The 13,026-nt window shown below is 54.5% G+C and carries 15 protein-coding genes; 5 read left to right on the plus strand and 10 right to left on the minus strand.

All coding sequences use genetic code 11. The features are described 5' to 3' along the window. Window positions 1-115 precede the first annotated feature (115 nt). The 9 genes from IJT02_07175 to IJT02_07215 form a co-directional block, all read right to left on the minus strand. Window positions 116-517 carry a hypothetical protein gene (locus tag IJT02_07175; GenBank protein MBQ7544710.1) on the minus strand — a complete coding sequence of 134 codons (402 nt, stop codon included), beginning with the start codon at window positions 515-517 and terminating at the stop codon, window positions 116-118. After that, window positions 402-776: a hypothetical protein gene (locus IJT02_07180; protein MBQ7544711.1), complete on the minus strand. Its 375-nt coding sequence runs from the start codon at window positions 774-776 to the stop codon at window positions 402-404. Before IJT02_07180 ends, IJT02_07175 begins: the two co-directional genes overlap by 116 nt. A 4-nt stretch (window positions 777-780) precedes the next feature. Continuing rightward, window positions 781-1,152, minus strand: a complete 372-nt coding sequence (locus IJT02_07185) for a DUF1667 domain-containing protein (GenBank protein MBQ7544712.1) — start codon at window positions 1,150-1,152, stop codon at window positions 781-783. 15 nt (window positions 1,153-1,167) lie between these two features. After that, on the minus strand, window positions 1,168-2,421 hold the full coding sequence (locus IJT02_07190; protein MBQ7544713.1) for an FAD-dependent oxidoreductase: 1,254 nt from the start codon (window positions 2,419-2,421) through the stop codon (window positions 1,168-1,170). Continuing rightward, window positions 2,414-3,892: an NAD(P)/FAD-dependent oxidoreductase gene (locus IJT02_07195; GenBank protein ID MBQ7544714.1), complete on the minus strand. Its 1,479-nt coding sequence runs from the start codon at window positions 3,890-3,892 to the stop codon at window positions 2,414-2,416. Before IJT02_07195 ends, IJT02_07190 begins: the two co-directional genes overlap by 8 nt. A 16-nt stretch (window positions 3,893-3,908) precedes the next feature. Next, entirely contained in the window at window positions 3,909-4,532 is a 624-nt protein-coding gene (locus IJT02_07200; GenBank protein ID MBQ7544715.1) for an N-acetyltransferase, read from the minus strand. A gap of 67 nt (window positions 4,533-4,599) precedes the next feature. After that, window positions 4,600-5,049 (minus strand): hypothetical protein, encoded by a 450-nt coding sequence (locus IJT02_07205; protein MBQ7544716.1) that lies wholly within the window; start codon window positions 5,047-5,049, stop codon window positions 4,600-4,602. Next, window positions 5,049-6,581 carry a glycerol kinase GlpK gene (glpK, locus tag IJT02_07210; GenBank protein MBQ7544717.1) on the minus strand — a complete coding sequence of 511 codons (1,533 nt, stop codon included), beginning with the start codon at window positions 6,579-6,581 and terminating at the stop codon, window positions 5,049-5,051. The genes IJT02_07205 and glpK overlap by 1 nt, the downstream gene beginning before the upstream one ends. Window positions 6,582-6,734: 153 nt before the next feature. Beyond that, entirely contained in the window at window positions 6,735-7,487 is a 753-nt protein-coding gene (locus IJT02_07215) for an aquaporin family protein (GenBank protein ID MBQ7544718.1), read from the minus strand. 247 nt (window positions 7,488-7,734) lie between these two features. Here IJT02_07215 and IJT02_07220 point away from each other — a divergent pair, with 247 nt between their 5' ends. Continuing rightward, complete coding sequence (locus IJT02_07220; GenBank protein MBQ7544719.1) at window positions 7,735-8,958, plus strand: 6-phosphofructokinase; 1,224 nt, start codon at window positions 7,735-7,737, stop codon at window positions 8,956-8,958. A gap of 39 nt (window positions 8,959-8,997) precedes the next feature. Here the strand turns inward: IJT02_07220 and IJT02_07225 are convergent, their stop codons facing one another. Then, window positions 8,998-9,969, minus strand: a complete 972-nt coding sequence (locus tag IJT02_07225; GenBank protein MBQ7544720.1) for a LysR family transcriptional regulator — start codon at window positions 9,967-9,969, stop codon at window positions 8,998-9,000. 168 nt (window positions 9,970-10,137) lie between these two features. Between IJT02_07225 and IJT02_07230 the strand changes: the two genes are divergently transcribed. The 4 genes from IJT02_07230 (at window position 10,138) to IJT02_07245 (ending at window position 13,020) form a co-directional block, all read left to right on the plus strand. Continuing rightward, window positions 10,138-11,049, plus strand: a complete 912-nt coding sequence (locus IJT02_07230; GenBank protein ID MBQ7544721.1) for an NAD(P)-dependent oxidoreductase — start codon at window positions 10,138-10,140, stop codon at window positions 11,047-11,049. A gap of 26 nt (window positions 11,050-11,075) precedes the next feature. Continuing rightward, on the plus strand, window positions 11,076-11,504 hold the full coding sequence (locus IJT02_07235) for a hypothetical protein (GenBank protein MBQ7544722.1): 429 nt from the start codon (window positions 11,076-11,078) through the stop codon (window positions 11,502-11,504). Window positions 11,505-11,506: 2 nt separating this feature from the next. After that, window positions 11,507-12,484, plus strand: coding sequence for a tripartite tricarboxylate transporter substrate binding protein (locus tag IJT02_07240; protein ID MBQ7544723.1), 978 nt, complete (start codon window positions 11,507-11,509; stop codon window positions 12,482-12,484). A 65-nt stretch (window positions 12,485-12,549) separates the two neighbouring features. Continuing rightward, entirely contained in the window at window positions 12,550-13,020 is a 471-nt protein-coding gene (locus IJT02_07245; GenBank protein ID MBQ7544724.1) for a tripartite tricarboxylate transporter TctB family protein, read from the plus strand. Window positions 13,021-13,026: the final 6 nt, after the last annotated feature.

Genomic DNA, 13,026 nt, shown 5'->3' on the forward strand with positions numbered 1-13,026 from the left:
CGTAAAGAAATTTATTGTAGCGATAGAGATATTATATATTACCAGAGAGCAGAAAAATTCCCCTGACACTGTTTCAGCATCAGAGGAACGTAACACCAGAATCGTTATTGCTGCATCATGCTTCTGCTTTGCGTCCCTTTGCGTAGGACAACGCCACAAGAGCAACAGCCGCCGCTATCAGCCCTCCGGCAACGAGAGGCCTGAACCTCACCCACGCGACCGCGATAACCAGCAGCGACCACGCAAGCCCGATAAGGAATCCGACCACTCCTGCACCTGCCTCAACAATTGTCCCGAGAAGCGGAATCACGTCCGCGATTACGGACAGCGGCCTGAAGATTAACCGCAAGCCTATCACTACACCGATTATCCCGGCAATACGGAACAGCCACGCCTTGAAGTTATTGTCGGACCGAGCACCCTCGAACATCTTGGCCATCCCTACCGTGCCCATCTCGAGCCTGCTGAACGTGTAGCCGTTCGACGCGGTGAACTGCTCGAAGGTGTCGCGTATCACTGTCCTGAGTGTCTGCCTTTCCCGTCGCGTGAATGACCTTGCCCTCGAGTGCCGGGTCAACCCGCGAGATGTCCTGCACGTTCTGCGTAACAAGTTCTGCCTCGCCGATTGCTCCTGCGGTCTTGAAGGTACGTTCTTCGTTCCACCACAACAGCCACGTTGCGGCGGCAATCAGCACGAAGCCTGTCGCTACTCCGGCAAAAGACTCGCCCAGACGCTGAAACCAGCTCTTGTTCTCAGTTTCCGTATAATCGTCCATTGTGTTACCTTGCTTCCTCCAAGTCTCTGCTTGCTACGATGTCAACGTCAGTCCCGCAGACGTTGTGGATGAGCACCTGGCCGATTTTCACGGGAGCTTCTACGTTGAGCTCGGCGACAGCACGTGCAATCCCGAACAGCTTGCCCTTCGGAGCGGGAGTCCTGCTCCTCACCGGGCACACAGGAAGTTTGCCGCCCTTGACCCTCACGGTGGACGCGAACACACGGCGCGGGTCTTTAACCTCAGAGCGTGCATAGCTCGCACCGCGCGGGCAGGTGTTGCCCTCTACGTTCGTTACTTCGCCTGCGTCGTCGAGAGTTACCGTGAGCCCGCAGCCCAGAGGGCACGACACGCAGATAAACTTTCTCTCACTCATAATCAATCGCCCTCCTTACAGCGGCTGAATGTCTATCACAATCTCCTTGAGGTCAGGAAGTGCGCGAATCTGCTCGGCCTTTATCTTGACCTCATTCATCTCGCCGGGACGGGCATAACGCAGCCTCTGAGAGTACAGCCCGGGTTCAGCGAACACACGGCACGCCTGCTCTACGGGATGAGTTACGCGCATGAAGATTGTTGCGTCCGTCTCGCCCGTAACGTACTGCGGGGAATACAGCCTGACGTTCTCTCCGCCCTTGACGGGAATCCTTCTTGCCGACGCAGGAATTTTCCCCATCGCGAACTTGGCCGCACTTGCTCCGGCGATTAACCCTTCATCGCTGACGTTGTCGACAAGGTCATACACTATCACGACGTTTCCGGCCGCGAAGACTGCAGGGTTAGTGGTCTGCAGAAGGTCATTGACGACCGGCCCGCCGGTTACGGGGTGAATGTCTATCCCTGCCATGCGCGATAACTCGTTCTCGGGGATTAAGCCAATCGCGAGCAGAAGGGTATCACACTCCACGAATCTTTCTGTGCCCTTGATGGGGGTCATATGGTCATCAACCTGCGCGACTGTTACACCCTCGAGCCTGTCCTGTCCGTGAATCTTCGTTACGGTAGTCTTGAGGTGGAAGGGTATTCCGTAATCGTCGAGGCACTGCGCGATGTTCCTTCTGAGGCCGCCCGGCCAAGACATTACTTCGTAGACACCTTCAACTTCCGCACCCTCCCAGATCATACGGCGCGCCATAATCAGCCCGATGTCGCCAGAACCGAGAATCACCGCGCGTTTGCCGGGCATGTAGCCTTCCATGTTCACGAAACGCTGAGCAGTTCCGGCGGTGTAGATTCCTGCGGGACGGCCTCCGGGAATGCGGATTGCTCCAAGCGGACGCTCGCGGCAGCCCATCGTGAGGACGATTGCCTTCGGGTTGAGGGCTTCTATGCCTCTCTCCTTGTTCATCGTCCACACGGTATTTGTGTCTCTATCAATCTGGAACACCATCGTGTTGGTGCGGAACTCTACGCCTTCTTCATGCGCCATCTTGATGAAGCGGTGCATGTATTCTGGGCCGGTAAGCTCTTCCTTGAAGGTACGGAGGCCGAAGCCAGGATGAATGCACTGCTGAAGTATTCCGCCCAAGTCCCAATCACGCTCGAGGACTACGACATTTTCAGCACCCTCACGACGTGCACCGATACCTGCCGCGACTCCTGCAGGCCCTGCACCGATAATCAGAACGTCAATATTCTTACTCATTCGCCGCACCTTCCTTCTTGAGCAGAAATTCTTTCGTCTTCCCGACTAACAGCTTCGACTCCCCGCCGTGCCGTGTAACCTCATCGAGAGGCAGGCCAAGTTCACGCGACAGAATCTCCGCAACTCTCGGACAGCAGAACCCCCCCTGACAGCGTCCCGTTCCTGCGCGGGTCATCATCTTCACCGCCGTAACCGTCCGTGCCCCGCGACGTATAGCCTCCAGCACCTGTCCTTCTGTTACGGTCTCACAGCGGCACACTATTTGTGCGTACGATGAATCTTTCTCTGCAAGTGCCTTCCTGCTCTCCATGTCCATATACAGGAAGCGCGGAATGTTCCTGCGTTCGGGAATGAATTTCTCGTTGGGGGTAAGGGTGATTCTGTCAGAGAGTTCTTCACGCAGCAATTCTGCGATGTACTGCGCTATTGCGGGAGAGGACGTGAAGCCCGGCGACTTTATACCTGCGGCATTCACGAAACCTCTGGGCTTGGCCAGCGCACTTATCTCGAAGTCCCCCGACTCAGTGTTTGCACGAACGCCCGCAAATGTCGTTATGTTCATGTTCACGGGGAAGTTAGGGACGAGACGGCGCGCTCCCTTGAGGACTTCAGCGAGGCCTTCAGGTGTCGTTGAGCGGTCTTCAGGGTCTTCCTGCTCCGTTGCTGTCGGGCCGGACATTAGGTTACCTTCTGCTGTGCGGAGAACTGTGATGCCCTTCCCTGCCTTCGACGGACACGCAAAAAGGAAGCTCGTGATTAATCCGCCCGTCGTTCTGTCGAGAAGGTAATACTCCCCCTTAGTCGGAATGATGCGGAAGCTGGTATCTCCTGCCCATGAAGCTATCTCTCCCGAATGCACCCCGCCAGCGTTAATCACGACAGGTGCAAGGTAGTCGCCTTTGTTCGTCGTTACGCCGCGAATGTCCCCCTTGTCGTCGAAGAGCAGCCCCGTTACGTGAGTTTCTAGGAACAGTTCAGCCCCGTTGAGCTGAGCACTCTCTATCATTGCGTTGACGGCCTCGAAGTTGTTGATGATTGCCGCCTCTGGAGACCACAACGCCGCAACAATCTCCGGCGAAACGTTAGGTTCACGCGAGCGCATAACATCACCCGAGACTATCTCGACTCCCGGTGCTCCGTTAGCCTTGCCCTGCTCTAACAGCTTCTCTAGGTGCTTCACCTCTTCATCATTGAACGCGCAGACGTACGAGCCGCATTCGTCGAGGTGAACGTCGAGTTCATCCTTGAGCTTGTGCCACATCTTGTTACCCGGAACGCAGAACTTCGCCTTGACCGTGCCGGGCTTGTCGTCAAACCCTCCGTGAATCATCGAGCTGTTCGCACGGCTCGCACCCGCAGGAAGCTCGCTTGCTTTGTCGAGAACCGCTATCCTCAGCTTGTACTTCGAGAGTTCGCGGGCTATTGATGCTCCTGTTATGCCAGAGCCTATTATCACAACATCGTAGTTCATGAATTACCCCCCTTGTTCAGTGGAAAATTTGGCCGGGAAGAACCAGCTTCTCTTTGCGCGGAAAAGTCTTGTCGTATTCTTCTGCCTCTGTTTCGTCGACAAAGTAACCTGCAGGCGGAGCATACTCGCCGCTTATGCCGTCAAGGTATCCGGGCTGAAGTTCCCTGCACAGGAAGAACGATGCATCCGCTCCCTCCGGCAGTCCGTGATAGCGTATTCCGTAGCTGCTGGCGTACGTGAAGCCGCTCTTCCCGTAGAAAGCTATGTTGCCCTCAAAGCACAATGCTCCGCACCCCAGCTCTGCCGCCCTCCCGATCGAGTAGTCCAGCAGAATCTTTCCGTAACCCTTGCGCTTGAGGTCATTGCGGATACATATCGGCCCCATCGCCATAACGGGAATGCTCCTCCCGTCATCCGCACAGATCTCCGCCCTCATGAACATGTTTTGTCCGACAAGCTGGCCGTCAATCTCCATCACGAAGTCAAGTTCATGGACAAATGCCGGGTCATCCCTGAGCTTGTGCAGGACGTAATGCTCGAGGCATCCCGGGCGGTAGACATTCCAGAAGGAGTCTCTCACCAGTTCTTCCACTACGCGCTGTTCTTCTTTCCGCTCCAAACGTATAACGTAATTGTTCATTGTCTCTAATTACACAAAATCTCCCCCTGTCAATTGCTCAACAGAGGGAGAATGTCTGCTTAGCGTCTTACCTGCTCAAGCTGTTGATGATTGCCAGAGCCTGAGGTTCTGCTTCTTCTCCGTCGAGCCAGAACACAATCATAATGTATTCTTTCTCGTCCTCAAGAATATAGTTGAGCGTGCTGTACTCCTGCCCTTCGCTCTCGTCCGTCGAACGGTACACAGCAGCTTTAATGCCGTTAATCTCTTCGCGGGTGAGGTTCGGTGCCGCAAAAGACTTCACGAACTCTTCAAAAGGTTCTTCCTTCGGGAACTCGTACACGTCGAAATCCATAAGGGTTTCAGCACTCTTGTAGTACGCGGTGATTCCCTCTTCCCTGTCCGCGCTGGTAACCGTGCCATTAACGAAGCTGTCGGGAGCTTTCACCGTGAACGTTCCGAGCGCAATATCACGCGCAGACGCAACACCGGCAAACAGCATCACGGCCAGGACAGCCGCAAACAATCTTCTAGCCATTAGTCCGTCCAGCCTCTGGATTTCTCTATGGCTTTCTTCCAGCCAGCGTAGGCAGCTTCGCGCTCAGACTCGCCGAGTTCAGGAGCAAACTTCCTGTCTTGTGCCCAGTTCGCGCGGATGTCGCCCTCGTCCTTCCAGAAACCGACAGCAAGCCCCGCCGCATATGCCGCACCGAGTGCAGTCGTCTCGTTCACGACAGGACGCACAACATCAGCACCGAGAATGTCAGCCTGTAACTGCATCAGCAGATTGTTCACGACAGCTCCGCCGTCAACCTTCAACGCCGCCAGCTTCTTGCCGGAGTCTTTCTCCATTGCCTCGATGACATCGCGGGTCTGGTAGCACAGGCTCTCGAGCGTAGCCCTGATGATGTGCTCTTTGCGGACGTAACGCGTAAGGCCGACGATTGCTCCTCTTGCGGTCATGTCCCAGTACGGCGCGAACAGTCCCGAGAACGCGGGCACAAAGTATATCCCTGCGGAGTCCTTGACTTTGCCGGCGTAGTACTCGGTTACAGGAGCATCATCAACAAGTTTCAGGTTGTCCCTGAGCCACTGGATGGCCGCACCTGCAATAGCTATCGAGCCCTCAAGTGCGTAGAAGCACTTGCCCTTTTCGCGCGAATAGAACGCCGTAGTAAGAAGGCCGTTCTTTGAGGGTATGGGTTTGTCGCCGATGTTCATCAGCATGAAGCATCCTGTTCCGTAGGTGTTCTTGGCCTCGCCCTCGCTCAAGCATGCCTGTCCGAACAGTGCCGCCTGCTGGTCGCCCAAGTCTCCCGCAACAGGAATTTCTCCGCCGAACGGGCCGTCCTTCTTCGTCGTGCCGTAAACAGAGCTTGACGGCATAATCTTCGGGAGCATTGACGCAGGAACCTGAAGCTCCTTCATCATCTCTTCGTCCCACTCGCACGTCGCAATGTTCATCAGCAGGGTACGTGATGCGTTGGATACGTCCGTAACATGTACTCCGCCGTTCACTCCGCCCGTCAAGTTCCAGATCAGCCACGTGTCTGTGTTGCCGAAAAGGAGCTCGCCTCTCTCTGCCTTCTCGCGTGCACCGGGAACGTTGTCGAGAATCCAGCGAATCTTTGTGCCGGAGAAGTAGGGGTTGATGAGGAGGCCGGTGATGTCCTTGACCTTGCCTTCACCCTTCTCGTTCTGCCCCCAGCCGGGTTTCTTGAGCCACTCTGCGCAGAAGTCCTGAGTTCTCGTGCACTGCCACACTATCGCGTTGTAGATGGGCTTGCCGGTAGCTTTCTCCCACACTACTGTGGTTTCGCGCTGGTTGGTGATGCCTACGGCCGCAATCTCGTCGGGTGTCGCGTTGACCGCCGCAAGTGCTCCCCTGATTACGTCCTGCGTCCTGCTCCAGATCTCCATCGCGTTATGTTCTACCCAGCCGGGATGCGGGAAAATCTGCTCGTGTTCCATCTGGTACGAACCTGCAGGCCTGCCGTCCTTCGTGAACAGCATACAGCGCGTGCTTGTCGTGCCCTGATCTATCGCCGCTACATACTTCTTCTCTGCCATTGGAGCTTTGACCTCCTCGATAATTGTTGCTTCCGGCTTCGCTTCTGCCTGAGGGGCTGGCGCGGGAGATGCTGCCGGAGCTTCCTTCTTTGAGCCGAATAGCCTGAATAACATCGTTCTTACTCCTTAAAGCGCGGGGGCTGAAAGGTTATGCTACATGATTCCTACGCAGTGGCAGAAGTAGTACGCGACTACTGCACCGACGAGCGGGCCAACTACAGGAACCCATGAGTAAGCCCAGTCCGAATCTCTCTTGCCGGGAATCGGGAGCACGAAGTGTGCGATTCTGGGTGAAAGGTCTCTTGCGGGGTTCAGAGCATAGCCGGTAGGTCCGCCAAGAGCCGCGCCGAGCCCGTAGATGATTCCGACGACGAAGAACGTTCCGAGTCCAGGAGTGAAGCCTGCACCTGCAACGCCCTTCGAGAACACGCACATAATCAGCGTAACAAGGAAGAACGTAGCGATTGCCTCAGTCAGGAAGCAGTGGAAGAGGTTGCGGTCAGCTTCACTCTTGTTGGGGGCAGTGCAGAACACGCCGAGCTGTGCGCTGGGGTCTGAGCCCTTCCAGTGGCTGAGGTACGCGAGCCACACAACAACGCCTCCGCAGAAGCCGCCCGCCATCTGTGCAATGATGATGTTGCAGGCTTCGCCCCACGAGCCGTAAGTTCCCGCGAGAGTCTTCGCGACCGTTACGACGGGGTTAAGGTCTCCCTGTGCAGAGCCGAGTGCGTTGGCCGCGAATACTCCGAGACCGACTGCCCATGCCCAGCCCCAGCAGATGTGAACCCAGTTTGAGCCGTTGGCCTTAGAGTCCTTCAGCACAAGGTTAGCGACGTTGCCGTCTCCGAAGACGACAAGCACAAGAGTCCCGAAGAACTCGCCTAAAATTGGTCCGGGTGTAAACATGATAAATATTCCTCCTAACGAGATATTGTGTTGATGAAACATTCAGGCCTTCCGCACATACTGCCGCCCCCGCAGTGAACAGCACAGCAGAACATGCCCGAACATAGTGTGAATTGTTGATTGAGTGAGGATAATTGTAGTGTATTCTCGGAGAATGTCATTAGAAATTTTGCTGTTATTCTCGAATCACAAGGGTATAATAACAAAATGTTCACTCACGATTTTAAAGTAAGGAGAGGATTTTATTTTGGACGGAAAGATGAAGAACATCGGCATCATAACTTCCGGCGGAGACTGCGGCGGCCTTAACGCAGTTATTCGCGGAGCAGCACGCACTGCCCTCATGCGCGGAATGAGAACCTTCACGATTCCCAACGGTTATGCAGGACTGTACAACCTCGTGAACTTTGACCACCTCGTCGAGCTCGACGAAGAGCGCACTGACCACATCACGTCGCAGTTTGCGGGAAGCGACGCTGGACACAGCCGCGTGAAGATCTCCAAGATCAACGACCCCGACAAGTACGACCGCATAATGATGGGACTGCGCAAGCACAACATTGACGGGCTCGTGATTTCCGGCGGCGACGACACAGGAAGCGTTGTTGTTGACTTGGCCGAACACGGAATCCCCTGCGTCCACGCACCCAAGACGATGGACCTTGACCTTATGACCTACTCAGTCGGCGGAGACTCGGCAATCAACAAGATTGCGACCATCGTTGACGACCTCAAGACCACCGGCACGACGCACAACCGCATCATGGTCATCGAAGTTTTCGGACGCTACGCAGGACATACGGCATTCAGGGGCGGCATCGCGGCAGACGCGGACTGCATTCTGATTCCTGAAGTCCCCGTAGACTTCAACGCTGTGTACGCTCACCTGAAGCATTACTACATCAGGCGCATCCTGAACTCCGACGTTCACGCGGGAACTTATACGATAGTTGTTGCGGAAGGCGTTAAGGGCGAGGACGGACAGCTCTTCTCCGACGGCGGCGGTGCATCAACTGACTCCTTTGGACACCCGAAACTTGCTGGCGCAGGACGCTTCGTCAAGGAGACCCTTGAAGCAATGATGAAGCAGGACCCGGAAATCAAGCAGTTCATGAAGACATCAGAAATGTACGTTCCCGGAGTGTTCGAGATTCCCGAGATAAGGGAAGTCATCCCCAGCCACATCGTCCGTAGCGGTTCAACGTCTGCTTATGACGTAAACTTCGGCAAGCAGATCGGTGCGGCGGCAGTAATCCTGCTGGAGCAGGGAGTCAGCGGCGTAACCGTCGTGAAGATGTACAACGGCAAGATTCGCTACATGCCGACAGCTGAGGCCATCGTTCAGAGGTTCGTCGGGCTCGAGAGCGTAACGTTCTATGAGCAGATGGATGTGTGCTTCGGACGTTTCAGGCAGAAGTACGAGCCTGTTCTTGAGGAAGCTCACGGAGCAGTAGAGAGGCAGTACAGCTAGAGAAAGTTAATCCCCCCTTACACAGCAGGGGGGAATTTTTTACCGGCTCACACGCACGAGTCTTTCTCCGCCGATAACAGAGAACTGTTCCTCGAGAAGGTCGATGAAGTATCTGCAGTGATGGTTCAGGTATCTCTGCTTGCTGTAAATGACGTAGATTTTCAGCGTTACAGGCTCTCCCTTGAAGCACAGCGGAAAGATGTTCACGTCGTCGTTCATCTGGTACTGCCAGCGCGCTAAGTTCATGTGCGAGGTGAAGCATCCGGCAAGTGCGGCGTTGCACAAGGGAGCCATTATCGTGGTGTAACCGGCCTTGAGGTACACATCAGGTTCATAGCCTGCATGAGAGAAGCACTGCGCGATTCTCCTGCCCATTCGGCCAAGAGGCGAGACAATCAGGAACGGAAGACGCGAAAAGTCTTTCAGGTCTGCCCCATCAGAAAACGCCTTCTCCTTCAGCGCAGGAGTCTCTTCGCCGTAATATTTCAGCAGCAGCTTATCCGAGACGCAGAAATACACCGGGTCATCGTACGTTGCGCGGACGTTTACGCGGAGCTTCTGGGCTTCAGTGTCGACTGTTACGGCAAAATCCACCTGGTTCTTCTGCACGAGCATTTCCGAGTCGTCGCTGGTCTTGTCGACGAGGTCTATCGTAACGTTCGGGTAAAGAGCCGAGAACTTCTCCAGCACATCCGGCAGGTAGTAATTGAAGCGCGGAGAGCTCGCCGAAATCGTAATCTCTCCCGTGTCGCTCTGCAGTGTGTCAGTGAGAACTGCCTTGAGGTTGCGTTCTTCCTGATAGACGTGGCGCGCAAACTTCAGGACTTCCTTCCCAGCGCTGGTCAGCTGTAACGCCGGATAACGGTAGAACAGCTTTGCTCCGTAATACTGCTCCAGCCTCATGATGTGGTTGCTCAAGGTCTGCTGGCTTATGTGCAATCTCTGTGCCGTCCGCGTAATGTGCAAATCCTTAGCGGTCTCAACAAAATAATACAGGCTCTCTATCTCCATCGTGCACCTCCAACAAAATTATGACGTTATTATAACAACATGATTTTGTGAAAACGACAAGCATTAACGATTTTATGTTGTGGATACGTCAATGATATAATCTCCCCAATTTCACAATTCCCCAACACCACAACAAACATTACAAAGCAGAAAGGAAGATAATTTCTGATGGGATTCTCGTTAGGTTTTATCGGCTTCGGCGAGGCAGCCTACAACATGGGCAAAGGCCTCCGCAATGAAGGGCTCGAGGACATCAAGGCCTATGACGTAGTGATGGACAAGGAAGGCCCGATGCGCGACACAGTTCTTACGCGGTGCAAGGACGCGGACATCAAGGCAGTGTTCTCGGCGAAGGAGCTCGTGGAGAACAGCGATATAGTCGTCATCGCAGTACCCGCAAGGTTCACGGCATCGACTGCTGACGGGCTCAGGCAGTACGCGAAGGCCGGACAGCTTTTCGCCGACGTAACGACTGCTCTCCCGCCGGTCAAGGAAGCTCAGGCGAAGGCTTATGCTGAAGTCGGAGCAGACTACATCGACTCAGCAATGCTCGGCTCGCTCATGGCACTCGGCCACAAAGTACCCATCCTCGCTTCCGGCAAAGGCTGCAAGAAGTGGCACGACCTCATGACCCCCTACAACATGAAGATTACGCTCGTCAATCCCGATGACCCCGACAACACTAAAGCCGGAGAAGCCTCAAAGATTAAGCTGGTGCGCTCGGTGTTCATGAAGGGCATTGAAGGATTAATCGTTGAGACGCTGTTATTTGCCCGCAAGTGCGGTGTTGAGGACTACATACTCTCCTCAATCTCCAACTCAATGAACCGCGACAAGTTCGAGGATATTGCGCTGAGGATGGCGGGAGCAGACCTGATTCACTCAGAGCGCAGGAGCTTCGAGGTAGGCGAGTCGATGGAGCTGATGAAGGAAGTCGGCGTTGAACCCCTCATGGCGATGGGCACAAAGGAACGTCTTGCACGTACGGCGGCACTCGGCCTCAATCAGGAACTTCACGGAATCGTCCCCAAAGAGTTTGCGAAGATTTACGCTCTGTGGGAAGAAAAGCAGTACAGCTAAAGTTTTCCTCTTAAAGGGCGTGAAGCATGAAATTCAAGTACGTACGCATTCAAGGCCGTGAACTGGCAGAAAACACTATGTACGCCAAAGGAATCTTCAGCATGTGCTGGGGTCTTATTCAGAAGGACGTAATGGAAGAAGAGGATGCGGATCTTTTCAGGGAAATAGATCACTGGTTCGCTGAAATTTTGCCGTTTCCTCCGCAGTGCCGCAATCAGGAAAACGTTGTGTGCTTCTTCAAGACCGAAAACGCAGACGCAATGATGAAGATGATAGGGCCGGCAATGTGGCTTCTGGAGAAATACCATCACCCCTTCTATGTCGTATACACCAACACGCCGGGCGAAATAGTCTATGAGGATGAATATCAGGTAGTAGTGAAAGCTGGTGAGGAGCTGATGATTGAGAAGTTACAGCCCTCATGGAGCAATGCATATAAACAAGAGGAGGAATAGCAATGAAGAAAGTATTAGCGTTAGTTGCAGTTATGGTAGTTGTGTTGTCGGGCGTTGCGCTCGCCGCAGACTGGCCGGCCAAGACCGTTAATGTCGTCCTGCCTTACGGAGCGGGCGGAGACACGGACACTTACTGCCGCCAGCTGTTCCAGCGTGTGAGCAAGATAACGGGTCAGACGTTCGTGGTGATTAACCTTCAGGGCGGAAGCGGCATCGTTGCGGCTATGGACGTGATGAACAAGCCCAAAGACGGCTACACCCTGCTGTTCAACCACACGGGAGCGGCACTTGTTCAGGAAGCTACGGGAATGGTGGACTTCTCGTACACTAAGGACTTCGAGAACTGCTGCACCGTCGCAATCGACGAGACATATTCGCTCGTTGCAATCTCGCCTGAAGGAGAGTATAAGCAGTACAGCAAGGGCTGGAAGACTCTTGAAGACATGCTCAAGTACGCGAAGGAGAATCCCGGCAAGGTGCGCTACTCGACCGTTTTCGGCTCAACGACTGAATACGTCGGGACAATGCTCGAGCGTCAGGCCGGAGTGGAGTTCGACAACATCAACGTCGGGACTTCCGGCGGTGAGAGAATGGCGGCAATGCTGGGCGGACAGGTTGACATTCTTGCGGCGAACTACATGCAGGTGAAGGACTACATCGAGAAGGGAGACCTTGTGTGCCTCGCGGTAATGTCGAAGCAGAGGGTTCCGGGCATCGACTATCCTACGTTCACTGAGCTCGGGTATGACAAGGTCGTTACGGCCAAGAAGTACGAGGTGAAGTTCCCGAAGGGCACGGACAAAGCAATAGTTGAGAAGCTCGCCGGAATCTGCAAGGACATCGTCCTCAACGATGCGAGCTATGCCGAAGTGCTGAAGGTGTACTACGCACAGCCTCTCTACAGGGACGCTGAGCAGATGAACAAGGAAGACCCTGAAGAGGTCAAGGAACTCGAAGCAGGGTTAGCAGTCGACGACTAAGAAGATATGTTATGCCCCTCCAAATAACAGGAGGGGTAAATTATTCACAAGGGAGGCAATAATTCATGACCAACAAGACGCGTGATATTTTGTGCTCAATCATCGTTCTTGCGTTCGGTGCGGCGATGATCTACTTCGTCAAGGACGTGCGGAGAGTCATTCGCTCTGACGTGGGCTCTGCGTTCGTCCCGACGTTAATCGGCTGGTGCATAGTTGCTACGGGTGCGGCCAAGCTCATCTACTCAGTCTTCACCGGCCTGAAGGAAGAGAACAAGAAGATAGTCTTTGATCAGGACTTCTTCGGCGGCGTAGGAACTATAGTGCTTATGGTGCTGTACATGCTTGCGTTCGAGCCTGTGGGGTTCGTTGTGGCGAGCGCGGTGTACCTGTTCCTGCAGATGCTCCTGCTCAGCGACAAGACCAACCGTAGAGTGATTCTGTTCGCTGTCGTTGCGGCGGTGCTGCCTCTGGCGGTTGATGCGCTGTTCGTGTACGTCATAAAGATGCCCCTTCCTGTGGGCGTGTTCGGATTCTAAGGGAGG

The sequence above is a fragment of the Synergistaceae bacterium genome, from assembly GCA_017450125.1.
Classification (GTDB): Bacteria; Synergistota; Synergistia; order Synergistales; family Aminobacteriaceae; genus JAFUXM01.

What these genes read in the sequence shown, in the direction of transcription:
- IJT02_07240 (MBQ7544723.1), top strand. Translation starts at nt 11,507, where the DNA reads ATGAAGAAAGTATTAGCGTTAGTTGCAGTTATGGTAGTTGTGTTGTCG.
- IJT02_07245 (MBQ7544724.1), top strand. Translation starts at nt 12,550, where the DNA reads ATGACCAACAAGACGCGTGATATTTTGTGCTCAATCATCGTTCTTGCG.
- IJT02_07230 (MBQ7544721.1), top strand. Translation starts at nt 10,138, where the DNA reads ATGGGATTCTCGTTAGGTTTTATCGGCTTCGGCGAGGCAGCCTACAAC.
- glpK (MBQ7544717.1), bottom strand. Translation starts at nt 6,581, where the DNA reads ATGGCAGAGAAGAAGTATGTAGCGGCGATAGATCAGGGCACGACAAGC.
- IJT02_07205 (MBQ7544716.1), bottom strand. Translation starts at nt 5,049, where the DNA reads ATGGCTAGAAGATTGTTTGCGGCTGTCCTGGCCGTGATGCTGTTTGCC.
- IJT02_07225 (MBQ7544720.1), bottom strand. Translation starts at nt 9,969, where the DNA reads ATGGAGATAGAGAGCCTGTATTATTTTGTTGAGACCGCTAAGGATTTG.
- IJT02_07195 (MBQ7544714.1), bottom strand. Translation starts at nt 3,892, where the DNA reads ATGAACTACGATGTTGTGATAATAGGCTCTGGCATAACAGGAGCATCA.
- IJT02_07180 (MBQ7544711.1), bottom strand. Translation starts at nt 776, where the DNA reads ATGGACGATTATACGGAAACTGAGAACAAGAGCTGGTTTCAGCGTCTG.
- IJT02_07185 (MBQ7544712.1), bottom strand. Translation starts at nt 1,152, where the DNA reads ATGAGTGAGAGAAAGTTTATCTGCGTGTCGTGCCCTCTGGGCTGCGGG.
- IJT02_07190 (MBQ7544713.1), bottom strand. Translation starts at nt 2,421, where the DNA reads ATGAGTAAGAATATTGACGTTCTGATTATCGGTGCAGGGCCTGCAGGA.
- IJT02_07200 (MBQ7544715.1), bottom strand. Translation starts at nt 4,532, where the DNA reads ATGAACAATTACGTTATACGTTTGGAGCGGAAAGAAGAACAGCGCGTA.
- IJT02_07215 (MBQ7544718.1), bottom strand. Translation starts at nt 7,487, where the DNA reads ATGTTTACACCCGGACCAATTTTAGGCGAGTTCTTCGGGACTCTTGTG.
- IJT02_07235 (MBQ7544722.1), top strand. Translation starts at nt 11,076, where the DNA reads ATGAAATTCAAGTACGTACGCATTCAAGGCCGTGAACTGGCAGAAAAC.